Below are 25988 nucleotides of genomic sequence, written 5' to 3' on the forward strand. Positions count from 1 at the left end.
CTTTGTTGTAAACTAAAAATGTACTTTGTAAATCTAAAATTCTAAAAAAGTGAAACTTTTCAATCAAAAAATAAATCTAAAACAAGTTTTCATTGTAATTGTACTCTTGTTAATAGGAAATGTTGGAAAACTCTATCTATTACATAATGTACGTACAAAAAGTGATATTAGCTTTTATGATTATTTCGATCACTTATCTGTCTTTTTATTCTCTATAGTAGCCGTAATATCGGTACTTATTTCATGGAAAATTGTCAATAAAATAGATCATACAAATACAATTTTAAAATTTGTAAAAGTATATACCTTGTCTTTTATCATATTTAATGGAATAGGTATTATTGTCGATTTTCTTCTGTTGACATCAGCAAATATTCAAGAATATGATGTGGTAGGTAGATTTTTTAATACAATATCAGTAGCATTTGTACTTGTTGATATTTTTGCACTTACCTCTGCATTCTTATATTTTAAACAAACCCAAAAAGCTGTTTTAGAATTAGAGCAAACCGAAAAAGAAAAGGCTACCTTACAATCACAAATGTTACAAAAGAACTTAGAACCTCATTTTTTATTTAATAATTTGAGTGTTTTATCTGGATTGGCAAGAAAAAAGCCAGAACAAATAGAAGATTTCATTGATGATTTTTCAGATGTGTATCGATACTATTTAAAACATGGAAAAAAACAATTAGTGGAGTTAAAAGAAGAGCTTTCTTTTCTGAAAAGTTATATGAGTTTAATAGATAAACGCTTTGGAAACGCTTATCAAATAGAAAACAAAATTGAAGATGCAAACGGATTTATCATTCCATGTTCATTACAACTATGTTTGGAGAATGCTATAAAACATAATAAAGCAAGTGAAGAAAATCCATTAATCATTTTACTATCAAGAAATAAAAATAGGATTGATGTAAAGAACAAATTAAATAAAGTAGATTTTACCTTAGGAACTGGCACAGGAAATGAATATTTAAAACGACAATATCAACTCAACTTTAATAAAGAGGTTGTTTTTACCGAAACAAATAATGAATTTATCGTTGAAATTCCATTACTTCCCGAAGTATAAAATGATTCAGAAAGATGATTATTTACAAATTCTATTAGACCATTATAAATACAAATAAATGAAAGCATTAATAATAGAAGATGAGGCTATTAACATTGAAATTATTACCGATCACATTCTTCGATACAATAATAAAATTGAAATTGTAGCTTCGTTACAAAGCAAAGAAGAAGTTGAAAAATGGTATCAAACTAATGAACAAGTAGGTTTAGTATTTTCAGATATTGAGTTGTTAGATGGAAATGTATTTTCTTTATTAAAAACTAACATTATAAAATCCCCCATTATTTTTACAACTGCTTACAATACTTTTTATCAAGATGCTTTTGATGTAAACGGAATAGCATATTTATTAAAACCTATAAGTTATAACAAGTTTAGTAAAGCCATGGAAAAGTTTGAAAATCTACAAAACAAAGAGGTCGATTGGAAAAAAATATCAGAAAATATTCATGAAGTAAATAATGACTATAAAGAACGTATTATTATAAAAACCAAAACAGAAATAAAGATTTTAAGCACAAAAAATACGGGAGCAATTCTGTCTAACTCTGGAAAATGCATTGCGATTGATGAAAAAGGAAAAGAAAATGAATTTCGTTATAAGTTATCTGACTTAATAAAAGAATTAAATCCAAAAGAGTTTTTTCAAATTAATCGTGGTGAAATTGTAAATATTAATTTTATCGAAAAAATAGAGCCTTATTTTGGAGACAGATTAGCTATTTCAATAAAAAACTATAAAAATCATTTAATTACAAGCGCTTCAGCTACAAGTGAATTTAGAAAATGGATTGAGTAAATTTACATCGAAAATGGTATAAAATCACCAAAAAAAGGTTTAATTCCTTGGGAAGTCGTGGTTATTCAGGTAATTTTACCTTGTAAAAAGGTGTTATATCACTTTTTAAGTAACTCTTTCAGTACATTAATTTCAATAGATAATTTTTTATTCTCTTCAGTAAGTCGTTTAATCTCATCATCTTTCCCAAAAGACGTTTTAGGATGGTAAGACTCTGGAAGCATTAAGGCAATATCCAAAAAAAAAATATGTTTCAAAGCATAACAAATTTTCCAAAGACTACCCGTTAAAATTCTAGGACTATTTTTATAACGGTAAACCTGAGTAGAAGAAACCTTTAAAAAAGAAGCAATCGATTTACTTTGTACAGCATGTCTTTCTATATAAGAAGACAATAACTTTCCAATATGTGGTGAGTTACGCATAACAATTTTTAATTTTAAATGGAGTATAAATATATAAAAAGTAATGCTTTTAGAGTACATATTGAATCAAAAACAGTAAGAAAATTATCTAAAATAGTAATGTAGTATACATTTATAGTAAATAATAGTACAAGGATAGTAACTAAGAATATACTTATAATAAATAATTCTACAAGCGTAGTAATTAATAATACACTTATAGTAAATAGTTTTACAAGCATAGTAAATAAAAATACACTTATAGTAAAAAGTTGTTAAAGTGTAGTATGAAACCTTATGAGGAAGAATGTTAAGACTGTTTAAACCTAAAAAAATAAGTAAAAAGGAATAACTTTTTTAGACTATAGGAAAAGTTTACATCATTTCAATAACCAAAACAATAATTTGAATAAAAGGATTTCTTATTTTCGCTTTAAAATCGAACAACTATGAACATAAAACAACATATTCCAAACCTTATAACTCTAGGAAATTTGTTATGTGGTACTATGGCAACTATTTTTGCTATAAAAGGAGACTTTACAGCTACGGCAATATTAGTAGTGATAGGTATTGGTTGCGACTTTTTAGATGGTTTAGCAGCTAGAATGTTGAAAGTACAAGGAGAACTTGGAAAACAATTAGATTCTTTAGCAGATATGGTTACTAGTGGAGTAGTACCAGGTATTGTAATGTTACAATTATTAGTACATGCCATAGATAAAGATGCTGTAGGCTACTTTGGAATAGATGAATATGGAAAAACAGGAAGTAACTTACCTTATTTAGGACTTTTATTAACCCTAGCAGCAGGTTACCGATTGGCTAAATTTAATATTGATGAAAGACAAACCGATAGTTTTATTGGGGTGCCTACACCAGCTATGAGCTTGTTTGTAATTTCATTGCCATTGATATTGGATTATTCCAATAGTTCATTTTTTTATGACTTAGTAAACAATCAATATGTTTTAATAGCAGTAACTATTGTGTTAAGCTTTGTAATGAATGCTGAGTTACCACTGTTTTCTCTAAAATTTAAAAACTTTTCTTTTAAAGATAATATTGTTAAGTATTTATTTATCATACTATCTATAGCATTACTAATTGTGTTTAAATTTGTAGCCATTCCTATAATTATTTTATCATATATCATAGTTTCAATAATTCAAAACCTCACAACTAAGTAAAATGATAACTATAGAAGTATGCCAGAGTAGAGAAGAGGCAGAAAAGGTTGTAGCTGGAATTAATAATTATAATGATAGTCAAACTGACCGTATATTACCTGAAGTTTGGACACCTATTGATTTGATTGCTAAAAATCCTGAAGGAGTTATTGTTGGAGGGGTTTTAGGAGGCATAGGCTATTATGCAGGCTATATGATTAAAGTTTTATGGGTAGCAGAAAAAGAACGAAAATCAGGATTAGGATCTAAATTATTGCAGCAAGCTGAAACATTGGCTAAAGAAAAAGGAGCTAAACTTGCAATTTTAGACACTTTTTCTTTTCAAGCAGAAGCATTTTACTTAAAAAATGGGTACCAACGTTTTGGTAAAATTGAAGATTATCCTAAAAAAGGACAATCTTTTATCTTTCTAAAAAAAGAGCTGTAAATAAAGGTCTTGATATAATAAAAATAAAAACTCTGCTAATTGAATAGCAGAGCCCGAAAATTAAACTATCCCGATAAAATCGGCTATTAAACGTTAGTATAACCTAACGATTAAACTCATGAAACTATTATTTAGTTTCTACAGTACTCACTGCTCCTTTAACTAAAGTACCATCAGCGTATTTAGCAATAGGTCTCACGTAGTATTTAGTATTGGTTTGTATATTATCACTATTGTTTACAATGTAATTAGTACCGTTAAAATTTTTGGTAGTATCAATGTATATAACTTTAGCATCTGAAAAATCTTCATGAATACTATATTCAGCACCATATTCTTGTGGTTCTTCTTTAAGAACTTTTGATATTTTTATCCATGAAATAATAGTAGGCTCAGCTTCAAAAGTAGATAAGCTTATAGGACTAAATTTATTTGAATCAAATTCTAATTTTAAACTTCTAGAAGTAGTAGCATCAACATCTGTTGAAGCAGTAATGGAATTACTGTAAGTGTACTTTCCTTTTGAATCTTTTAAAAAACCTCTGATAGTATATGTTTTTCCTTTACTTAATTCTTTTATAGCAGTGTTTACTTCCTCATTATTAAAAATTAACACTGTTTTATCACTGTTTTCTGGAGTTGTAGTACCTTCTTTGTATATAATTCCCCTAGAAATAATTTGTGGATTAGTCCCTTCATTATATTTTCCTTTAATCAAAATATTAACAGTGCCATCAGCATTAATAAAAAAGTCTGTTTTTGTTTCTAAAACAAAGCTTTCTCCATGATCTACATTTTCATTTGTTGTATCATCATTATTAGAAACAACTTCAGGTTCCGATGGAGGAACTAAATTATCATCATTTGAACAACTGCTAAATACAGATAATGCTATAAAAGCGATAAAACTATATTTTATAAAATTCATTTTGTTTGGTAGGTGTAATCCTTTCATGATTTTGTGTTTTTATGTATATCTATAATACGTTACTGTTTTTCTTTACCCTATGTTAAAAAGTGTTAAAAGAGTTTTTAATATTTAAAAAGCTCTGCTGTTATGCAGAGCTTAGTATGAACAAGATTGTTTTTAGTTAAAAATTTAATAAACAGTTTCTCAATGTTTATTAAGCATATATGTTATTTTTTAGTTTCTATAATATCTACAGTTCCTTTAACTACAGTACCATCAGCATATTTGGCAATAGGTCTTAAATAGTATTTTGTATCAGTTTGTAATCCTTTAATGAATAAAGCATAACCTGTATTATTAATAGTTCTATTTTGTGAAATGTAAAGTACTTCTGCATCAGAAAAATCTTCTTTTAAACTATATTCAACCCCTAAATATTTCGGTTTTTCTTTTATAATTTCAACAAATTTTACATTAGAAAAAATAACACTAGTTGGTTCAAATGTAGTTGGATTTATAGCAAAATATTTATTAGAACTAAATTCAAATGTTAGACTTCTAGAAGTTGAAGCATCAACATTTGTAGAAACAGTAATTGCATTACTAAATGTATAATTTCCTTTATTATCTACTAAGTATCCTCTAATAGTAAAGACTTTTCCTTTTGGTAAACTAGGTACTTTAGCATTTACATCCTTATTATCTTTAGAAACAAAAGCTGTTTTATGACCTTTTTTAGGATCTGGCATTGTACTTCCTTCAGCATAAACAAGTCCTCTTATAATAATGTTAGGGTTAGTCCCTTCATTATATTTCCCTTTAACTAAAATATTTATAGTTTCATCTCTATTAATAAAGAAGTCAGTATCCGTTTCCAAAGTAAAACTTTCCCCATGATCTACATTTTCATTAGCTGAATTATCTCCCACATCTGAAGAAATTTCTTCTAATTGGGTTGGAGGCACTATAGATTCATCATCTGAACAACCAGTCAAAACAGATAGACTAATAAGAGTAATAAAACTATATTTTATAAAGTTTTTTTTGCTTGGTAAGTGTACTTCTTTCATAATTTGTGTTTTTGTATGTATATAATACGTTGTCAATTTTATTTACCCTATGTTAAAAAGTGTTAAATTTATTTATTGTCTTAATAAAAAACTCCGTTGTTTAACGGAGCTAATTGTTAAATAAAGACTAGAATAATTACTTAGTCTCTATTTCTTTAACATCCCCTCTAACAATTATTCCGTCTGCATACTTAACAAAAGGTCTAACATAGTATTTAGTTTTTGTTTGTAAATTACCTATGGTAATACCAAAAAGTTCTGAGCTTTTAGTTTCATTCTCATTAGTAGCTAAAGTTTTTATATCAGAAAAGTCTTGTTTTAATGAATATTCAACACCTACTTCTTTAGGAGCTTCCTTTTCTACATTGGTTAATTTTATTAGCGTAACAATCATATTACTAGCTACTATTGTTGTTTGCCCATTTAAAAAGTCGAAACTAATTTTTCTAGTCGTTGAAGCATTAACATCTGTAGAAGCTGTAATTGGATTACTAAATGTATAATTTCCTTTATTATCTACTAAATAACCTCTGATAGTAAAAGTTTTTCCTTTAGGTAGGTTATGAATTTTAGCGTTTACATCTTTAGTATCTTTTGAAACATAAGCTGTTTTATCTCCATTTTTAGGATTAGGTAATTCTGTCCCTTCTTTATAAACAATACCTCTTGAAATAATATTAGGATTAGTTCCTTCATTATATTTTCCTTTTACAAAAATATGTACACTGCTATCATAGTTGATAAAAAAGTCTGTGGCTGTTTCTAAATTAAAACTTTCTCCATGATCTACATCTTCATTATTGGTATCATCATCATTGTTATCTTTTACAGTCGCATCGTTATCTTTAGGAGGAATCATATCCTCATCATTGTTAGAACAACTTGTAATAACTAGTGAACCAAATAAAATTATTAGACAGTAAGTTAAAGTACGTTTTGAGTTTAAAAAATAATTCATGTTTTAATCTTTGCGTTATATCTTTAAAACGATACTCGATTAAAGTACCCTAGAAGAAAAGATGTTAAAGAAGTGTTAAAAGCTTTTTTAGGGTTAAAATCAGTAGCATTTTAAAATTAAAAAAGGCCGTTTATTTAATAAACAGCCTTTAAAATCCACGTTAGTCCCCGTATGTTTAAAAAACAATACTACTTGTTCGAACTGTTTTAGCATCTGTTTTAAAAGTAGTTCCATCAACAAATCTTAAAACGGCTCTTACATAATATTCTTTGCCAGATTGTAAACCGTCCATTTTTATATGAAAAACATCTTTAGTATCTGTAACATCTTGGTTTTCTCCTCTAAATTCAGCATCCGAAAAATCTTTATTAATACTATATTCTAAACCAATAACAATTGGAGTTTCTTTTGAATCTGTAAAACTTACAATAGTAGTTATTGAAGTAGGTAATATTAACGTTTGATTAATATCGTCTTTTAAAAATTCAACATTTATTTTTTGAGAATTTGGATTCCCATTATTTGGGTTACCTAATTCAGTGTCGTTCTCATTACAACTAACTAATGAAAATGTAATAGTCAGTAGAAGTAATTTAGCTACGTTTAGTAATTTTTTCATGTTTTGTTTTCTTTAATGTTTATCTGTATTTAAAACAGATAATTTAGGTTTTACCCTAGTTTTATTGAATAGATATTGATTATTTAACAATAAATTTGATTTATTTTCTTTTTGGAAATAAGTTAAGTAGTTGTAATACAGAAAGTACAGGTTGGAGAATAAAAAAGAATAAAAAAGCAATAGTTAGTACAATATTAAAACCTATTAAATCCGAAAATAAAGGATGATTACTTTCTAAATGACTCTTTGGTAATTTAGAATTTACTATAACAAACATTCCAAAATATAAAGAAGTTAAGGAAGTATAAGTAATGAAAATATGAAGGTATGCTAAAATTTAAAAGGAATATGTTGTAATTTGTATATACTCCAATAAACTATACCCGAGAAGGTTAATAAAAAAGCAAGTATTAAAGAAAAATGAGAGTTGGCGATTACAAAATAAGTATCGTGAATATTTATATCAATAGCATCTGTATCATTATAACAAATACCCATAATTAGTATAAAAAAAGTAATATGATAACGTTTTTTATGTTTTTCAATAGGTGTTACATTTATTTCCTAAAAAAAGAAAATTAACGGATAAAAAACTATTAAAACTTCTTCTTTTTTAACTCAAAGTCCTTTCCTAGGTATACTCTTCTTACGGTTTCATCTTCGGCAAGTTCTTCAGGAGTTCCTTCTTTCAAAATCCCACCATTGTACATTAAATAAGTCCTATCAGTAATAGCTAAGGTAGCTTGTACATCATGGTCGGTAATCAAAATACCTATATTTTTATTTTTAAGTTTAGCAACAATTCCTTGAATATCTTCAACAGCAATAGGGTCAACACCTGCAAAAGGTTCATCTAATAAAATAAATTTTGGATCTGAAGCCAAACAACGAGCAATTTCAGTTCTTCTACGTTCTCCACCAGAAAGCAAGTCGCCTCGGTTTTTACGAACGTGTCCTAAGCTAAATTCATCAATTAGTTCTTCCAATCGTTGTTTTCTTTCAGCTTTAGTTCTATCAGTAAATTCTAGTACAGACATAATATTATCTTCAACAGATAGTTTCCTAAAAACTGACGCCTCTTGAGCTAAGTAACCAATTCCTTTTTGAGCACGTTTATACATTGCATCTCCGGTTATTTCTTCATCATCTAAAAAAATGGTACCACCATTAGGTTTAATCATTCCAACAATCATATAAAAAGAAGTTGTTTTTCCAGCACCATTGGGACCTAATAAACCAATGATTTCACCTTGTTCTACCTCTAACGAAATTCCTTTAACAACCTTTCTACTTCCGTATATCTTTTGTATGTTATTTGCTCTTAATTTCATGAAATGATTGTGTAATAATAAAATTTAATAATTTCTTTTTACTTAGCAATTAAAAAACGCTTAAAAGTATAAAACGATAAATAGTTTTAATCTTAAAATACTCTTAAACGTTAGGTATATAATTTAGCTATTATTTTCTAAAGCTTCCCAAAACTCTACAGCTCTTCTTAAATGAGGAATTACAATAGTACCTCCAACTAAAGTAGCTATAGACATAGACTCCATCATTTCTTCTTTAGTAACTCCATTTTTGTAGGCTGTTTCTAAATGATATGCAATACAATCATCACAACGTAAAACTGCCGAGGCAACTAAACCTAATAATTCTTTGGTTTTTACAGGTAAATGTCCTTCAGCATAGGCATTGGTATCTAAATTAAAAATACGCTTAATAACCTTATTATCTGAAGCTAATATTTTCTCGTTCATTTTAGAACGATAATCATTGAACTCTTGGACTTTTTGAGACATTTTTTTGTTCTTTTTTTAATATAAACTTTGATACATAAATACTTAATTCATATAGTATCATAATAGGCACAGAAACTATTACCTGACTAGCCACATCTGGAGGTGTAATAATTGCTGATAATATTAATACAACGACTAAAGCATGTTTTCTATATCTTCTTAAAAACTGAGGAGTAATTAAACCTATTTTAGTTAAAAAATAAATAACTACAGGTAATTCAAAAAAAATAGCAACTCCTAATAATGTATTTGTTATTAGACTAATATAAGCTTCTAGCTTAAAGTTATTTTGAATAGCATCTGAAATCTCAAAATTATAAAAGAAATATACAGACATTGGTAAAATAACATAATAACTAAATAAAACTCCTAAAAAGAATAGGAGAGAAGAAGTAAATATAAACCCTCTAGATTTTTTACGTTCAGTATCATGTAATCCAGGAGCTACAAATCGCCACATTTCCCAGAGTATGTATGGGAAAGCAATTACAAACCCTAAAATTAAGGAAGACCAAATTCCGGTCATTAATTGTTGTGTAGGATTTAAAGCCTGTAATGTTTGATTAAAATTTATAGTACAAAAACTACTATCAATACCAATAGCAGAAAATGTTTTACAAAAAAACTGGTAGGTAGCAAAATCGGGTTTTAAATGGGCTAATAAAATCTCATTAAAAACAAATTTAATATTGGCAAATATTACAATAGCCACAATAAATATGGATGAAAAACTTCTAACCAAATGCCATCTTAATTCTTCAAGATGGTCTAAAAAAGACATTTCTTTGGAACTCATTGTTAAAATATTCCTTCTTTAATTAAGTCGTGCAAATGTACAACACCCACATAGTTATTTTTAGTATCGGTAACTAAAATTTGAGTAATACTATTATTCTCTAAGGTTTCTAAAGCATCAATAGCCATTGCGTCAACATTAATAGACTTTGGACTTTTAGTCATAATATCTAGAGCTGTGAGTTTATTAATCTCTGTAGTTTTACTCAACATACGTCTAATATCGCCATCTGTAATAATACCAATTATAGTATTATTGTTATCAACAACAGCAGTAACTCCTAATCTTTTTTCTGAAATCTCAACAATTACTTTACTAATAGAATCACTAGCTAATACTTTAGGAGCCTCATTATTTTTTGTTAAATCAGAAACTCTTAGATATAAACGTTTACCCAAAGCACCACCAGGGTGGTATTTAGCAAAATCCTTACTTGTAAATCCTTTTAACTCTAATAGGCATACAGCTAACGCATCACCTAAAACTAGTTGAGCAGTTGTACTGGTAGTAGGAGCTAAATTATTAGGACAAGCCTCTTTTTCTACATAAGAATTAAGAAGAAAATCAGCATTTTTCCCTAAAAATGAATCAGGATTACCAGTAATAGCTATTATTTTATTTTTAGAATTTTTTATTAATGGAACTAGTACTTTGATTTCAGGTGTATTACCGCTTTTAGAAATACAAATCACTACATCGTTTTGCTGCACATTCCCTAAATCTCCATGAATAGCATCAGCTGCATGCATAAAAACAGCTGGTGTTCCAGTAGAATTAAGCGTTGCTACAATTTTTGTGGCAATATTAGCACTTTTACCAATTCCTGTTACAATTACCCTTCCATTAGAATTTAAAATAAAGTTAACTGCATTTATAAAAGAGTTATCTAACAATTTTGCTAAATTAGCTATAGCATTGCTTTGTAGAAGTATTGTTTCTCGAGCTGTAGATAGTATAGTACTTGCGTTTTTCAAGTTTAAATATTTAAAACGTAATTAAAATTGTAAAAATAGAAATATTTTAGGTACAAAAACTTATAAAAAATAAAGTTTATAGCTTTATTAATTATATTTTTTTATAACTTAGTTTTTCGGTTTAATTATTATGTTAAAAGATGGATATAGAGCAGTCGGATTTATATGAGTCATTGAAAAAAATCTTTGGATTCAGTAAATTCAAAGGTTTACAAGAAGATGTTGTTAACAGCATTTTAAATAATCACAATACTTTTGTGATTATGCCAACGGGGGGCGGCAAGTCATTATGTTATCAACTTCCAGCTTTAATGAAAGAAGGAACAGCTATCGTTGTTTCTCCACTAATCGCTTTGATGAAGAACCAAGTTGATGCAATTAGAGGAATTTCAGACAATGATGGAATAGCACACGTTTTAAACTCCTCATTAAATAAAGCAGAAGTTACCAAAGTGAAGTCAGATATTGAAAGTGGCATCACTAAATTACTGTATGTTGCACCTGAATCCTTAATTAAAGAAGAATATGTAGAATTTTTAAGAGCGCAGAAGATTTCATTTGTAGCTATAGATGAAGCACACTGTATTTCTGAATGGGGTCATGATTTTAGGCCCGAATACAGAAATCTTAGAAATATTATAAAGCAAATAGATAATGTACCTATAATTGGTTTAACGGCTACTGCCACGGAAAAGGTACAAGAGGATATTTTAAAAACCTTGGGTATGAGTGATGCTAATGTGTTTAAAGCATCCTTCAACCGTGCTAATTTGTTTTATGAAGTACGTCCAAAAACCAAGGAGATAGAGAAAGATATCATTCGTTTTGTAAAACAACACTCAGGAAAATCAGGAATCGTTTACTGTTTAAGTAGAAAAAAAGTAGAAGAAATAGCACAAGTACTTCAAGTAAACGGAGTAGATGCTGTACCCTACCATGCTGGTTTAGATGCTAAAACAAGAGCAAAACATCAAGATATGTTCTTAATGGAAGATTGTGATGTTGTGGTAGCTACTATAGCCTTTGGAATGGGGATTGACAAGCCTGACGTCCGTTTTGTGATTCATCATGATATTCCTAAAAGTTTAGAAAGTTATTATCAAGAAACTGGTAGAGCGGGAAGAGATGGTGGAGAAGGATATTGCTTAACTTTCTATTCATATAAAGATATAGAAAAGTTAGAAAAGTTTATGGCTAATAAGCCTGTTGCTGAACAAGAGGTAGGCCATGCATTATTACAAGAAGTAGTAGGTTATGCTGAAACCTCAATGAATAGGCGTAAATATTTATTGCATTATTTTGGTGAAGAATTTGATGAAGTAAATGGAGAAGGAGCGGATATGGATGATAATATGCGCAACCCAAAGAAAAAAAATGAAGCTCAAAATGAAGTAGTTACTTTACTTACTGTTATTAGAGATACCAATGAAATGTATAAACCTAAAGAAGTAGTGAATACTATAATAGGTAAAGAAAATGCATTGTTAAAATCTCATAAAACTACGGAACAAAAGTTTTTTGGTATAGGAAAGGAAAAAGACAATCATTATTGGATGGCATTAATACGCCAAATATTGGTTGCCGATTTTATTAAAAAAGAAATTGAACAATATGGTGTTTTAAAATTAACTAAAGAAGGTAGAGCTTTTATAGAGAATCCATCTTCTTTTATGATGACTGAAAACCATGTATACGCTACAGATGATGATGGAACTATTATAACTAATACTAAAGCGTCTAATACAGGAGTTGATAGTAAGTTAGTTGGCATACTTAAAGATTTACGAAAATCTGTAGGTAAAAAATTAGGTGTTCCTCCTTTTGCCGTTTTTCAAGATCCTTCTATTAATGATATGGCATTAAAATATCCTATTACTTTAGATGAACTTTCAAAAGTACATGGAGTAGGTGAAGGTAAAGCTAAAAAATACGGAAAAGAGTTTATTAAAGTAATTTCTTCATATGTAGAAGAAAATGATATTATGCGCCCAGATGACTTAATAGTAAAAAGTACTGGTGTAAACTCTGGCTTAAAACTATATATTATTCAAAATACTGATAGAAAACTTCCATTAGATGATATTGCTAGTTCTAAAGGTTTAGAAATGGTTGAATTAATAAAAGAAATGGAAGCTATTGTGTTTTCCGGAACGAAGTTAAATATAGATTATGCTATTGAAGATTTGCTAGACGAAGATCAGCAAGAAGAAATCTATGAGTACTTTATGGAAGCGGATACAGATAAAATTCAAGATGCATTAGATGAATTTGATGGAGATTATGATGATGATGAATTAAGATTAATGCGTATTAAATTTACAAGTGAAGTAGCAAACTAATTAAACTAATATAACTTATGAAAGCTAACACGTACTTGCATTTTAATGGAAATTGTAAAGAAGCAATGAACTTTTATGCCGATGTTTTAGGTGGTACTATAACTACTTCTATGTTATTTAGAGAAGCACCAGATGAAGTTCGTAATGACTTTCCAGAGGAAACATTAGATTTAATATTACACTGTACATTAGAAGTAAATAATTTTATTATCATGGCTTCTGATTATTATAGTAATTCTGAACCTTTAAATAAAGGTAATAACTTTGCCATTAGCTTAAATACTGAAGATGAAGAACAAACAGTTGCTATTTTCAATGGTTTAGCCGAAGAAGGAAGTATTACCATGCCCTTAGCTGAAACCTTTTGGGGAGGTAAATTTGGTATGCTAAAGGATAAATATAATGTAAATTGGATGTTATCCTTAGCAGATAATACCCACCACAATGCATAATGAATTTAGAAGTAACAACTTATATTCAAGATAAAAAGAAATGGACGCAAGAGTTAACACTCTTGCGTTCTATTTTAATAGAATTGCCATTAGAAGAAACTATAAAATGGGGAATGCCAGCTTATCTTTGTAAAGGAAAAAATATAATTGGTTTAGGTGCGTTTAAAGAATATTGTGCCATATGGTTTCATCAAGGTGTCTTTTTGCAAGACAAATTAAAATTGTTGATAAATGCTCAAGAAGGAAAAACCAAAGCTATGAGACAATGGCGTTTTTATTCTATAAATGACATATCTATTAATACTGTAAAAGAATATGTGAAGGAAGCAATAGATAATTCAATAGCAGGAAAAGAAATTAAGCCTGAAAGAAAAAATAAAAACGTTATTGTGCCTGAAGAACTTAAAGTTACTTTAGATTCCAATGATTTATTATCTCAAAAATTTAATTTATTAACAAATGGCAAGCAGAGGGAGTTTGCCGAATATATTTCTGAAGCCAAACGTTTACAAACTAAACATAAAAGACTAGATAAAATAATCCCTATGATAATCAAAGGAATAGGTTTAAACGATAAATACAAAAAATCTAATTAATTATAATTTTAGAAATTGTAGCAGTTGAATCACAACGAATAATGTACAAGTTAATATTTTTTAAAGAATCTTTACCGGTAACAAAATACTCTGAACAAGGCTTTTTTCTGGGTTTACTCTTTCCAAAATCAACATCCCCTCGTTTTAAAATAGTAGAAATGTAAGAAGTATCAAGAGAGGAACTGTTAAGTACTTTTATAGCTTCTTCAGAAAAAATACGCTTTTTAACACGTATAGTTTTTAAAGTTCTAGAATCCATACCGTAATCAAAAGAAACATTTTTGTTTTTCCAAAAATACATCACTGCCACAGAGCCTAAAGCCACACCTATTAAATAATAACCTATTCTTTTTAATAATTGCATACCTCAAATTTTCGGTAGCAAAAGTAGAAATAAATTACTAGTTCGTAAGATATTTTTTATAAAATAAAAGCTACCATTTCTGGTAGCTTTTTCTTTTACATGTTAGTATTTTCCCCTAAATAATAAAAACATGTTTAATATAGACACTTATCATTTATATAACGAGTAATTGTTTATTATATTTTATTTAGAATTAATCTTTTTACATTTTAACACTATTAAAGTATTGTCTAAATCCTTAGTAAAAAAAAGATAAACATCTCCACCGTCTTTTAACTTGGTTTCTTTCCTTAATTCAGCTACTGATTTAGGAAAGTTTCTAGTAGTTATGTTTGCTTTGGTTTCTGTAATTTCTTTTTTTAATTGTTTTTTATTGTACTTAAAATACTTTTCAATTTGAAAAGTTCTTCCCGGAAATGTATCTGCAAGTTCTTTAGAAGTGTATAAATGTGTGTTATTATGTAATTTAAGTAGTTTTAATTGATTTGATACTTCATTGAAACCTCCAGACTTTAAGATTGCAGCATTTGGTTCATATAAAAAGTTTATGGGGAGGTGATATGTAGCTTCATTTGATGTTTGATATACGAAACTAAACTGTTCTCTACTCTTATTTTTTAAATTACATGTATGTATTTTTATGCCTTCTTTATAATCTTTTTTTAATAAGAATAGTAACTCTTTTACTTCATTATTAATAGCTACAATATAAACAGTTTTAACATATTTTAATTCTTTAATTGTAGATGAAATATCTAAAATAGGGGAGTTTTTAATCAATATGGTGTCTGATTTAGAAAATAGTAAATCAATATTTTCTGGTACATTAGGCAAGCAATCCTTAAGTAGAAATACTTTTCCTTTATTTTCATTCCGTCTTGAAGGGTCTATATAAATGCAATCAAATGTTTTATCTGTTTGCTGTATATAGGAAATTCCATTTCCTATTATAGTTTCAATATTTTTTACATCTAGTGCTTTAAAGTTATGTGATACTATATGTGATAATTTTTCATTAATTTCACAATGAAATACTTCATCAAACTTTTTAGAAAAATAAAAAGCGTCTACACCAAATCCACCTGTAAGGTCGATTAACGATTTACCACCTATCAATTCAGATTTAAAGTTAGCAGCTATTTCAGAAGAGGTTTGCTCAATACTTATTTTTGAAGGATAAATAATATTACTATTTGTAAACCAGGTAGGTAATTTTTTTTCTGACTTCTTTTTAGCTAAAATTTGGTTAGCAATTTCTTGTTTTGTAACACCTTTTAAGTCAATTTTACCTAATAATAATTTATTAATGTCTTTGTTTAGATTATTGTTTATAAAAAACTGACAATCAGTATTTAATACATTTTTATTAATCATGAGAAAAACGTTGTATAATAGCACTTAAACATACATCTGTATGTGTTTCAAAAATACGATATTTTAACTAAAAAATTGATTAGAATTTAGTACGTTTGTTGCCTTTTTTAATTCAAAATTTATATAATATATGTCAAAAACAAATATCTTATTGATTGCTATGGCGTTAGTTTCGTTAAGTGTAAGTGCTCAATTTTATGTTTCAGCTAGTGGAGGATATGCTATTCCTAGTGCGGGTGTAAGATTTGGTACTGAAACTACAGCTAATGGAGTAGAAAATACTTATGGAAGCTATGGTGAAGGAATTCATACACAGTTAAGAGCAGGTTATTTTTTTAATAAAACTTTCGGTATTGAAGGAGCTTTTGGTTATTTACATGGCGCAGATCAAACATCTATTTTAGTAGACGTACCAAATCAACCTTTTGTAGATGTAAAATCTAGAGGTAGAGCTTATGGTGCTTCTTTATCATTAGTTTATAAGTTTACTAACAATATATACGGTCGTTTTGGAGCTTTAATTAAAGTTGGAGGAAGAACAGAGGCAGTAGGAAAAGTAAATGCTAACTTGCCAGCTCAATTAGTAAATCCAGCAGCACCAATTGGAGCTACTGTTCCATTAAATATGGAGTTTACAAGAGATTATAACGGAAGATTGCCTTTAGGCTTTATTGGAGCTATTGGTTACAAGTATGATTTATCTAAGAAAATTGCACTATTTGCTGAACTTGAGTACATGGGGATTAGTGTAACTAGAGATAGATCAAATATTGGAGAATTTACAGCTACTTTAGCGGGACAAAATGTTAAAAGAGCAGATTTATTAAATTTAGTACAAAACACTCCTGCGTTGTTGAGTCAGTTTGAAAGTTTACTACCTTTAATTAAAGATGAAACTTTATATGTTGACTCTTTAAGTACTGAAGAATTACAAAACCCAGGAAATAGAGAATTATCTCAAAAAGTACCATATTCTTCTTTTGGAATTAATTTTGGTATCACTTATACTTTTGGAAAATAAGTTTATAAAAAATACTTTACTCAAAGTCATCTTTAATAAAGATGGCTTTTTTTTGTATTAAAACAGTACTTTTTATCCCTTAACATACTTACGATTTTAATTTATACTTATACTTTTTTATCTAGTTATAGTATTAAATTTAAAAAACACGAATATAAATTACCTCAATCAAACTTATGTAATCCCTTTAATGTTATTTGGTTAACGGTTTTTGTCTTTTGTTTTTTTTAACAACTATTCTTTTATGTAGTTTAAATCGTCTAGATTTCTTCAAAATAAAAAGCAGATATAATTGTTATAGGACAAACAATTTGATTTGTTAATAATCATTTTTTGATGCTATCGAGAATAGAGTATAATTCTAGATCCTTACTTTATTGATTGATCATAAAAAATATTTTTAGCAAATCAGAAACTAAAATAATTTTTATATATCATGAAAAATACCCCTTATTCATTTATTAAAAGAGGAATACAACTCGTATTTCTTTTTGTATCTACAGCTGTCTTAGCACAAGTCAACACAGGTGGCTCAGCTACAACAGCTAACCATCAAAAACAAATAATAGGTTATGTAACAAATTGGGACGCATGGAAATCAACAAACGCTGGAGTACCAGCTAAAGGTGCTTTAACACATTTAAATATTGATTATTCTAAGTATACCATTCTTAATTATTCTTTTTTTGGAGTAGCAAAAGATGGTTCATTACATAGTGGTGACTATAGAAATAAGCAGATTTATCAAGATGGAGCTGTACAGGAACCAAGTGACATTTTCTTTACAAATATTTATAGTAGTTGGGATATGTATCTTTTATTTGGTGAAATTGATGCTATTAATTATGTAAATGAAGATGCTAAACAAAAAGCTGAAGCACAAGGTTTTGAGGTGGAACTTGAAGCCAATACATGGAGCCACCCAACATGGGGGATTAGCGGTAAATTACCACTTCCTTTGCATAAAGAAGGTGGAGCGCCTGGTTTATTAAAGTTAGCTCATGAAAAAGGTGTTAAAGTAATGGCCTCTATTGGAGGATGGAGTATGAGTAAGCATTTTCCTGAAATGGCAGCTGACCCTGTTAAAAGAGCTAAATTTATTGAAGACTGTAAAAAGTTGATAGCTGTTGGTTTTGATGGTATTGATATTGATTGGGAATTCCCTGGTCCGTACTCTGGTATGAACTTTACAGGAAGTGAAGCTGATTTTGACAATTTTGAAGCATTAATTGAAGAAATTAGAACAGCTATTGGTTCTGATAAATTAGTTACTGCTGCCTTTGCACCAGACCCTAGAAAGTTAGAAGGTTTTGACTGGAGGAGACTAGCTAAGAGTATGGATTACTTTAATATTATGGCCTATGATTATAACGGAGGGTGGTCTAATAAAGCAGGACACAACGCTCCTGTGTATAATTATGAAGGTGCTGAAGTTTCGTTTTTTAACTGGCAAGCTACTTTAGATAGACTTGTTCAAGGAGGTGCTCCTAAAAATAAGATTTGTTTTGGGGCTCCGTTTTACGGTAGAGGAGTTATTACTGAAGGTACAGCTGAATTAAATGCAAAAACAGTAAAAAAACAAGTTACACTTCAACCTGATGGACCAATTTCTACTTCCGCAGATTATACGAATTGGAAGTTAGATATTTATGATGGTACTCCAAATCACTTTTTCATAAAACAAACTGCTTTAAAAGCTAATAGCGGTTGGACTAAAAAATGGGATGATGAAGCTAAAGTACCATATTTGGTAAAAGATAATTTCTTTTTAAGTTATGATGATGAAAAGTCGATAGAAATAAAAGCCCAATTTATTAATGAAAATGAATTAGGTGGAACTATTATTTGGACTGTGTTTGGAGATTTAGAGATTAGTGGAACACCAACTTCTTTTGGAGATAAATTAAAGAGATGGTCAGATGTAAAATCTCCTTTAGTAAATAAAATAAATGAAGTATTTGCTAACGGAGGTACTTTAAACACTGAAGAAAACACAATTGACAGTAGTTCTTTATCTGTTTACCCTAATCCTGTAGTTAAAGATATTATTACTTTTGAACTTGGAAACACAGGTAAAACTGGTACTATTTCTGAGGTGAAAATTTACGATATAAAAGGAGCAGAAGTTTATAGAGCTGAAGTTAAATCTAAAGATCGCAAACAAAGTTTTGATGTAAGTAAACTAAATAGTGGTACTTATATTTATAATGTAAATTTAGGACAAGGTAAGCTTACAGGAAAGTTTATTAAGGTTGATTAGTTAATAAACTAGCACTACAAGTTTAAGTGGAATAATTTCCCTTAAAAAATACTAAAATAAATAATGAGGCTGTCTTTTTAAGGCAGTCTCTTTTTTTGTTTACAAGTTTTGTGTTTTTTGTACAAGAAAATAATTTAGAAAAAATTCTTGTGCAGAAGGTGTTTACTGTAGGTTATACAAGAGAATAATTCAGAAAAAAAATGTACAAAGTTGTACAGAGTTATAATGAAGTAATTAAGGGTAAACTAGATATATAATTAATAGTTTATTACATTTTAAAATGCGGCGTGCTTCAAACAATAAATAATTAATAAATGCAAAGGTTGTTTATTTAGTGTATTCGTCAAAACTACCATCATTATATAGTAATATAACTTTTACAAGTTTTTTTCGAGCTACATTTTCTTGTTTTTCTGTAGGCGCTGAGAATTGCGTATTTGAAATTGTTTCTTGTTTAGTAGTCGTTTGAGCAAATAGAGAAGGAGTCTCAATTTCTTCTTTTTCTTCAGTAACAGTTTCAATTTTCTCTAAACTTTCTTTTTGTTTAGGAAAACTTCCTTCACCGTTCAAAAGCCAATACAAATCTACTTCAGGAAATTTAGCTATAATCTTTAATACAAAATCTAGACTAGGTTTGTTTCTTCCAGACATAAGATGAGATAAGCTTGAGCGAGGAACTTCAATAGTATCTGCAAAAGTTGACAATGTTAAACTATTGAATTTAATAACTTCCTTCAAACGTATTATAAAATGATCATGATTCACAATTGTAACTAATATTTGTTTGTATACAAATGTAAATAAATGATTTTAGATATCAAAACAGTTTAAATGAATATACAACTCCCTTAAATACTGATTAATAACTTTAAGTAATGATGTATAAATATTTAAAAAACAGAATATTAGTTGTTTTGCATAATCAAAAACTATAATAGAGTACTTGTTAAAATATTATAACACGATGTATAAGATTTACATTTGTTAAAGGGTATGGTAATAGAAATTTAGATATTAATAGTCAATACAAGAAACAAAAGTATCCTTTAATAAAAACTAATTGATATACCCACTTATAGTGAATAACAATGCATCCTATAAATACTCTTTAATTAACTAAATATTATAGATTAAAGTAAACATATGCTTTTATGATCTATATATACAATCATAAAAGAGTATTAAAAACTCATAAATAACTATTTTTAAGATGTATTTGGAGTGATTAGCTAGTTAATGGTATTAAAATCCTTAGTGTTTACATAACTAATAGGTATAAACATTATTAACATAAGTAAATTATAATTAAAACAATAGTTTACAAATGTAATGAAAGATTTGAATATTATTATTTATATGTTGTAAACATCTTTAAAACCATTAAGGTATATGATTTATAACTCATAAATACTCTTAGTATAAGAAGCATATCCAAGGCTTAATTATGCACTTATTTTATTTAAACGTAAAAGCTCTATATAATATGACTTTATATTAAAAATAGTAGCTATAAACAGTCTTTAAATGGTATTATATAGGATAAATAACTTACTCAATACGAATTCTAAAAGACTTTAGGTTAAGACTTACTTCATGTGGCCTTTGAACTCTATAATATTAAATCAGGTATCAGCTCTAAATAAACCTTTTGTTTACATAAGTAAACTACATTTATCAAAGGGATCTTTTAAAAGAAGTATTAACAAATGTAAACTATTTAATGAAAGTTATTTTAAAGCTAGTGATTCCTTTTTCAGAAGTAAAATAAATAGAACCATTATGTGCTTCTATAATACTTTTGCTTAAAGTTAACCCAATACCAGAACCATCTTTTCTAGTTGTAAAATACGGTATAAAAATATTGTCTTGTATTTCTTTTGAGATTCCAATACCATTATCTTTAATAATTAAATGCAGTCTATTTTTTTCGTTAGCTATTTTTATAGTAATCATTGGATTCTTGGTTTCCTCTAAAGCATATATACAATTAGATAATAAGTTAATTATAACCTGTTCTATTTGTTTTTTATCTGCATTAATATGAAGTTCATTAGTATGATTAAATTTCACTATAATACCTTTTTGAGTAAACTCTTGAGAAAGTAGAGAAAGTGTATTATTAACTAATTCCTTTAAATCAAATTTTTCTTTATTTGGTAAAGGAAGCTCTGCTAATTTTCTATAGGTATCAACAAAGGAAGTTAAATGATGTGATCTTCTTTTTATAATTTTTAAACCATGAGATAATTCTTCAATCATATCTTCATCATTAAAATCTTCCAATAATAAAGAATCTAAATTTTCTGCTAAACTACTAATAGGTGTAATAGTGTTAATAATTTCATGAGACATAACATTCATTAGTTTATACCAAGCTTCTTTTTCTTTTTTATTAATTAATTGTTCAATGGTTTCTAGAGAAATCACTAAATATTCAAATTCATTGGTTTGTGTTACAGAGGTTTTTAAAATAAATGTTTCCTTTTTATCATTAATAGATAGAGCTACGGTATGTTTTATTTCTTTCCATTTGGAAATAAAGCCATTTAAATCTCCTATCTTACTTTGTAACAAGTTCCAATTATAAAATTTTGGAATTTTTAAAAATTCAACAAAAGCGTTATTTAACTGAAAAACTTCAATGCTACTTTTTTTATTTTTTCTTAAAATTAAAACTCCAATACTTAAGCTTTCTATAATATTGGTAAAAATCAAATCCTCAGAAGATTTTAGCAAACTTTTTTGTCGGTGTTTTTCTATAAGTCTAGCTGTTTTATCATGCAGTGGATTTTTTCTTTTACTTAAAGAAATGGTATTGGAATAATCATCGTACAACAAACAATCAATAGACTTTTCAATATCAGCAAATAATTTTTGTATAAAATCAATTAATAGAAAAATTTGAAATCCTAAAAATAAAGTAAAAACAATTGTACTTATTATATAAGTATTAGTGTAACAATAAAAAATAATAATGGAGGTAGTAGCTATAAGAATAACTCTATTTATTATTTGAATGTATTGAGTTTTCCCCATCTTAAAGCTGGTGTTTTTCTAGTCTTCTATATAAAGCAGCTCTAGTTAAACCTAAATCTTTAGCTGCTCTAGAAATATTACCTTGGTGTTTTTGTAATGCTTGCTGTATTAAAAGTTTTTCAGTTTCTTCTAAATTTAAACTAGTACTCAATACATTTTCTAATTTTTTTGTTGAAAAATGTAAATCATCAATTTGTATTAAATTTTCTTCAGTAATAATTACGGCTCGTTCAATAATATGTTCAATTTCACGTATATTTCCTGGCCAATGATACTTATTTAGTGCAGAAATAGCCTCTTTACTAAAACCAGTTATATGTTTTCTATACTTACTATTTAATTTTTGTAAAAAATGAGAAGCAAGTAATTGAACATCTTCTTTTCGATCTCGTAAAGGAGGTAAGTTTAACTCAATAGTATTAATTCTGAATAACAAATCTTGTCTAAAAGTTTGCTCTTCAACCATATCATGAATAGGAGCATTGGTTGCACAGATAATTCGTGCATTAATTTCACGCTCTTTGCCTTCTCCTAAACGTGTTATTTTTTTATTTTGAATAACAGTTAGCAATTTAGATTGTAAATGAAGCGGTAAGTTTCCTATTTCATCTAAAAAAATAGTACCTCCTTTAGCTAGTTCAAACCTACCAATAGTATCTTTATGAGCATCAGTAAAGGCGCCTTTTACATAGCCAAACAATTCACTTTCAAAAAGGTTTTCATTTAAAGAACCTAAATCTACATGTATAAAAGGATGATTTTTACGGTTAGATTGTAAATGAATTTCTTTAGCAAATACATACTTACCAGTCCCGTTTTCTCCTAATATTAAAATATTAGCATCAGTTGGTGCTACTTTATGAACTAATTTTATAGCCGATTGCATAGCCTGGGAATTCCCTATAATATGTTCCGTTTGTTTATGAAAATCTTGGTTTTGCTGTTCCTGTACTATTTGTAACTGAGTTGCTTTTCTTTTAGATCTTGATAATTCAACTCCAGCATTTACAACGGCGTACAATTTTTCAGAATTCCAAGGTTTTAAAATAAAATCAGTAGCACCTTGTTTTATTGCCTCAACTGCTAAATGAACACTGCCAAATGCAGTCATTAACACAACAGTAGTTTCTGGACTAAGATTTTTAATATGCTTTAACCAATACAAACCTTCTTTACCATCTTCAAAACCAATCCTATAATTCATATCCAATAAAACAACATCAATAGTAGATGTAGTTAAATGATTGCCTATTTTTTTAGGGTTGTTTTCAGTTTTAATTTCAGTAAAGTATTTTTTTAAACTAATTCTAGCTGAAAACAAAATATCATCATCATCATCAACAATTAATATAGTCGCTTCTTTTTTTCTCATAGTACATAGTTAGTTATTTGTTTGATATCGAACAAAAAAATGTTCATTTATGAACACATTAAATTTATACTAAAAAAATTAAACCACTGATAAATAATGTTTTAGCTATTTGTTTTTTATTGGCACATTTATGGACTTTACTATAGCAAATCAAATTAAAAAGGATGGACAAGCAAATACAACCTAAACACAAAACCACTAAAAAAATGTTACTCTGGGGAATACCTTTAGTTTTATTAATTGGCGTAATGCTAATGAATCTTACTCGTAAAAAACAAGTAAACATAAAAAAAGAATTTCTAAGTATAAGAAAGGTTTCAAAAGGAGATTTTGAAGATGTTGTATTGTTTAATAGTATAGTAGAACCTAAAACATCTGTTTTAGTAAATATAATTCAAGGAGGTTCTGTTTCTGAAATTTTTGTAGAGAATGGGCAAATGATAAAAAAAGGAACTCCAATTTTAAAAGTTTATAACCCTAATGCTGAACTTAATTATCTAACCCAAGAAACTGCTATTGTTGAGCAAATCAATAATCTAAGAAATATAAGGGTCAATATTACTAATCAACAACTAACTTTAGATCAACAACTTTTGAGCATAAATAATGATTTTAAAAATGCTGCAAGACAATACAAGCTTGATACGACTTTATATGGCAAAGGTGTAGTTGCTAAAGATCAATATCAAAAATCAATACAAGAATTTTCTTTTCAGAAAACAAGAAATGATGTTATAAAAAAGAGCGTGTCTGAAGAAAAGAAGAGTAGAGAAGTACAATTATCTAGAATTAATACTTCCATAAATAACATGCAAAAAAGCTTAGAGTTATTAAGAAAAAATAAAGAAAATTTTGTAGTGAAAGCGCCTGCCGATGGCTTATTATCTTCTTTTAATCCGATTCTTGGACAGAATTATAACCAAGGAGAATCTGTAGGAAAAATAGATGTTCTTAATGGATACAAACTTGTCGCTAATATTGATGAGTATTACATTTCAAAATTACAGAAAGGAATTAATGGAACTGTGTCTTCTAATGCTAAAAACTACAGCATTGAGTTACACAAAATTTATCCTGAAGTTAGTAATGGTAGGTTTACAGTAGAATTACTATTTAAAAATGATAGTTTACAAACAAATATAAAACAAGGAATGAGCTTGAAAAGTAAAGTATTTCTTTCAAACAGTACTGAATCATTACTTATTCCAAAAGGGCAATTTTATCAAAATACAAGTGGAAGTTGGATATTTGTTTTAAGTTCAAATAATATTGCAGAAAGAAGAACTATTAAAATAGGAAGGGAAAATCCTTTTTATTACGAAGTATTAGATGGTTTAAAAGAAGGAGACCGTGTAATTACATCTAGCTATGAAGATTTTAAAGGCATTGAGAAAATTAATTTACAATAAAAATATTAACATATAATTGACATGATAACAATTAAAAATTTAGTGAAGGTTTATAGAACAGAAGAAGTAGAAACAACGGCTTTAAATAAATTAAGTATAGAAATAAAAGAAGGGGAATTTGTTTCTATAATGGGAGCTTCGGGATGTGGAAAATCTACCTTATTAAACATTATTGGTTTGCTAGATGCTCCTGATGAAGGAAATTACACTTTTGACACTATAGAAGTAGCCCATTTTAATGAAAAGCAAAGAGCAAGTTTACGTAAGGAAAATGTAGGTTTTATATTTCAAAACTTTAATTTGATAGACGAATTAACAGTTTATGAAAATGTAGAACTACCATTAATCTATAATAAAGTTAAAGCTTCAGAACGTAAAAAGAGAGTTACAGAAATTTTAGAACGTATTGGAATTGCACACAGAGCTAAACATTTTCCATTACAATTATCTGGAGGACAACAACAACGTGTTGCAGTAGCTAGAGCTTTAGTTACCAATCCTAAGTTAATTTTAGCTGATGAGCCTACTGGGAATTTAGATAGCAAAAGTGGTAATGATGTTATGGAATTACTAACTGAACTTCACGCTACAGGTTCTACCATTGTAATGGTAACACACTCTTCTTATGATGCACAATTTTCATCTCGAATTGTAACCTTAAAAGATGGAGAAATTATTTCTCAAAAAACAAACGAACATAAAGTAGATATATTGGTACAATAAGCCCAGTTATCCATT

At 28.2% G+C, this 25988-nt stretch carries 25 protein-coding genes; 11 read left to right on the plus strand and 14 right to left on the minus strand.

Going from position 1 to position 25988, the window contains the following annotated elements; all coding sequences use genetic code 11:
- Positions 1 to 49 precede the first annotated feature (49 nt).
- Together ABNT65_RS04365 and ABNT65_RS04370 are read left to right on the plus strand one after the other, a co-directional pair.
- Positions 50 to 1075 (plus strand): histidine kinase, encoded by a 1026-nt coding sequence (locus tag ABNT65_RS04365; protein ID WP_348747274.1) that lies wholly within the window; start codon positions 50 to 52, stop codon positions 1073 to 1075.
- A 58-nt stretch (positions 1076 to 1133) separates the two neighbouring features.
- Complete coding sequence (locus ABNT65_RS04370; protein ID WP_348747275.1) at positions 1134 to 1877, plus strand: LytTR family DNA-binding domain-containing protein; 744 nt, start codon at positions 1134 to 1136, stop codon at positions 1875 to 1877.
- Between the two features lie 98 nt (positions 1878 to 1975).
- Here ABNT65_RS04370 and ABNT65_RS04375 read toward each other — a convergent pair whose 3' ends face one another.
- Positions 1976 to 2302, minus strand: a complete 327-nt coding sequence (locus ABNT65_RS04375) for a hypothetical protein (RefSeq protein ID WP_348747276.1) — start codon at positions 2300 to 2302, stop codon at positions 1976 to 1978.
- Between the two features lie 428 nt (positions 2303 to 2730).
- On the opposite strand from ABNT65_RS04375, the gene ABNT65_RS04380 reads away from it, so the two are divergent.
- Together ABNT65_RS04380 and ABNT65_RS04385 are read left to right on the plus strand one after the other, a co-directional pair.
- Complete coding sequence (locus ABNT65_RS04380; RefSeq protein WP_348747277.1) at positions 2731 to 3471, plus strand: CDP-alcohol phosphatidyltransferase family protein; 741 nt, start codon at positions 2731 to 2733, stop codon at positions 3469 to 3471.
- A 1-nt stretch (position 3472) separates the two neighbouring features.
- Entirely contained in the window at positions 3473 to 3898 is a 426-nt protein-coding gene (locus ABNT65_RS04385; protein ID WP_348747278.1) for a GNAT family N-acetyltransferase, read from the plus strand.
- Between the two features lie 127 nt (positions 3899 to 4025).
- Here ABNT65_RS04385 and ABNT65_RS04390 read toward each other — a convergent pair whose 3' ends face one another.
- From ABNT65_RS04390 to ABNT65_RS04425, 8 genes are all read right to left on the minus strand, one after another.
- Positions 4026 to 4853: a hypothetical protein gene (locus tag ABNT65_RS04390; RefSeq protein WP_348706741.1), complete on the minus strand. Its 828-nt coding sequence runs from the start codon at positions 4851 to 4853 to the stop codon at positions 4026 to 4028.
- Between the two features lie 182 nt (positions 4854 to 5035).
- Positions 5036 to 5878, minus strand: a complete 843-nt coding sequence (locus tag ABNT65_RS04395; protein ID WP_348747279.1) for a hypothetical protein — start codon at positions 5876 to 5878, stop codon at positions 5036 to 5038.
- Between the two features lie 136 nt (positions 5879 to 6014).
- Positions 6015 to 6836, minus strand: coding sequence for a hypothetical protein (locus tag ABNT65_RS04400; protein WP_348739917.1), 822 nt, complete (start codon positions 6834 to 6836; stop codon positions 6015 to 6017).
- A gap of 175 nt (positions 6837 to 7011) precedes the next feature.
- Positions 7012 to 7455, minus strand: a complete 444-nt coding sequence (locus ABNT65_RS04405) for a hypothetical protein (RefSeq protein WP_348747280.1) — start codon at positions 7453 to 7455, stop codon at positions 7012 to 7014.
- 596 nt (positions 7456 to 8051) lie between these two features.
- Entirely contained in the window at positions 8052 to 8786 is a 735-nt protein-coding gene (gene lptB, locus ABNT65_RS04410; RefSeq protein WP_348706733.1) for an LPS export ABC transporter ATP-binding protein, read from the minus strand.
- Between the two features lie 123 nt (positions 8787 to 8909).
- On the minus strand, positions 8910 to 9257 hold the full coding sequence (locus ABNT65_RS04415; protein WP_348706730.1) for a carboxymuconolactone decarboxylase family protein: 348 nt from the start codon (positions 9255 to 9257) through the stop codon (positions 8910 to 8912).
- A complete protein-coding gene (gene tatC / locus ABNT65_RS04420) occupies positions 9229 to 10053 on the minus strand; it encodes a twin-arginine translocase subunit TatC (RefSeq protein ID WP_348706727.1) in 825 nt (274 codons plus the stop codon). The genes ABNT65_RS04415 and tatC overlap by 29 nt, the downstream gene beginning before the upstream one ends.
- A 2-nt stretch (positions 10054 to 10055) precedes the next feature.
- Positions 10056 to 11027 (minus strand): KpsF/GutQ family sugar-phosphate isomerase, encoded by a 972-nt coding sequence (locus ABNT65_RS04425; protein WP_348706725.1) that lies wholly within the window; start codon positions 11025 to 11027, stop codon positions 10056 to 10058.
- A gap of 140 nt (positions 11028 to 11167) precedes the next feature.
- On the opposite strand from ABNT65_RS04425, the gene ABNT65_RS04430 reads away from it, so the two are divergent.
- Genes ABNT65_RS04430 through ABNT65_RS04440 form a run of 3 tightly spaced genes read left to right on the plus strand, consistent with a single transcriptional unit; the run spans position 11168 to position 14414 of the window.
- Positions 11168 to 13366, plus strand: a complete 2199-nt coding sequence (locus tag ABNT65_RS04430; RefSeq protein ID WP_348706722.1) for an ATP-dependent DNA helicase RecQ — start codon at positions 11168 to 11170, stop codon at positions 13364 to 13366.
- Between the two features lie 17 nt (positions 13367 to 13383).
- On the plus strand, positions 13384 to 13818 hold the full coding sequence (locus tag ABNT65_RS04435; RefSeq protein ID WP_348747281.1) for a VOC family protein: 435 nt from the start codon (positions 13384 to 13386) through the stop codon (positions 13816 to 13818).
- On the plus strand, positions 13818 to 14414 hold the full coding sequence (locus tag ABNT65_RS04440) for a YdeI/OmpD-associated family protein (RefSeq protein WP_348706718.1): 597 nt from the start codon (positions 13818 to 13820) through the stop codon (positions 14412 to 14414). Before ABNT65_RS04435 ends, ABNT65_RS04440 begins: the two co-directional genes overlap by 1 nt.
- Here the strand turns inward: ABNT65_RS04440 and ABNT65_RS04445 are convergent.
- Both ABNT65_RS04445 and ABNT65_RS04450 read right to left on the minus strand, forming a co-directional pair.
- Positions 14407 to 14778: a DUF4258 domain-containing protein gene (locus ABNT65_RS04445; protein WP_348706716.1), complete on the minus strand. Its 372-nt coding sequence runs from the start codon at positions 14776 to 14778 to the stop codon at positions 14407 to 14409. The genes ABNT65_RS04440 and ABNT65_RS04445 overlap by 8 nt on opposite strands.
- 183 nt (positions 14779 to 14961) lie before the next feature.
- A complete protein-coding gene (locus ABNT65_RS04450; RefSeq protein WP_348739927.1) occupies positions 14962 to 16152 on the minus strand; it encodes a THUMP-like domain-containing protein in 1191 nt (396 codons plus the stop codon).
- Between the two features lie 130 nt (positions 16153 to 16282).
- Here ABNT65_RS04450 and ABNT65_RS04455 point away from each other — a divergent pair, with 130 nt between their 5' ends.
- Positions 16283 to 17173, plus strand: a complete 891-nt coding sequence (locus ABNT65_RS04455; protein ID WP_348739929.1) for an outer membrane beta-barrel protein — start codon at positions 16283 to 16285, stop codon at positions 17171 to 17173.
- A 436-nt stretch (positions 17174 to 17609) separates the two neighbouring features.
- Positions 17610 to 19433 (plus strand): glycosyl hydrolase family 18 protein, encoded by a 1824-nt coding sequence (locus ABNT65_RS04460; protein WP_348747282.1) that lies wholly within the window; start codon positions 17610 to 17612, stop codon positions 19431 to 19433.
- Between the two features lie 327 nt (positions 19434 to 19760).
- On the opposite strand, the gene ABNT65_RS04465 is transcribed toward ABNT65_RS04460, so the two are convergent.
- From ABNT65_RS04465 to ABNT65_RS04475, 3 genes are all read right to left on the minus strand, one after another.
- Positions 19761 to 20171 (minus strand): helix-turn-helix domain-containing protein, encoded by a 411-nt coding sequence (locus tag ABNT65_RS04465; RefSeq protein WP_348706707.1) that lies wholly within the window; start codon positions 20169 to 20171, stop codon positions 19761 to 19763.
- Positions 20172 to 21146: 975 nt separating this feature from the next.
- Positions 21147 to 22469, minus strand: a complete 1323-nt coding sequence (locus ABNT65_RS04470) for a HAMP domain-containing sensor histidine kinase (RefSeq protein ID WP_348747283.1) — start codon at positions 22467 to 22469, stop codon at positions 21147 to 21149.
- A gap of 1 nt (position 22470) precedes the next feature.
- Positions 22471 to 23841 carry a sigma-54 dependent transcriptional regulator gene (locus ABNT65_RS04475; protein WP_348739935.1) on the minus strand — a complete coding sequence of 457 codons (1371 nt, stop codon included), beginning with the start codon at positions 23839 to 23841 and terminating at the stop codon, positions 22471 to 22473.
- 164 nt (positions 23842 to 24005) lie between these two features.
- Between ABNT65_RS04475 and ABNT65_RS04480 the strand changes: the two genes are divergently transcribed.
- Positions 24006 to 25250, plus strand: coding sequence for an efflux RND transporter periplasmic adaptor subunit (locus ABNT65_RS04480; RefSeq protein WP_348747284.1), 1245 nt, complete (start codon positions 24006 to 24008; stop codon positions 25248 to 25250).
- Positions 25251 to 25271: 21 nt separating this feature from the next.
- Positions 25272 to 25973: an ABC transporter ATP-binding protein gene (locus tag ABNT65_RS04485; RefSeq protein ID WP_348706698.1), complete on the plus strand. Its 702-nt coding sequence runs from the start codon at positions 25272 to 25274 to the stop codon at positions 25971 to 25973.
- Positions 25974 to 25988 lie beyond the last annotated feature (15 nt).

Origin of the sequence: Tenacibaculum sp. 190524A02b (genome assembly GCF_964036645.1) — a bacterium.
GTDB lineage: Bacteria > Bacteroidota > Bacteroidia > Flavobacteriales > Flavobacteriaceae > Polaribacter > Polaribacter vairaonense.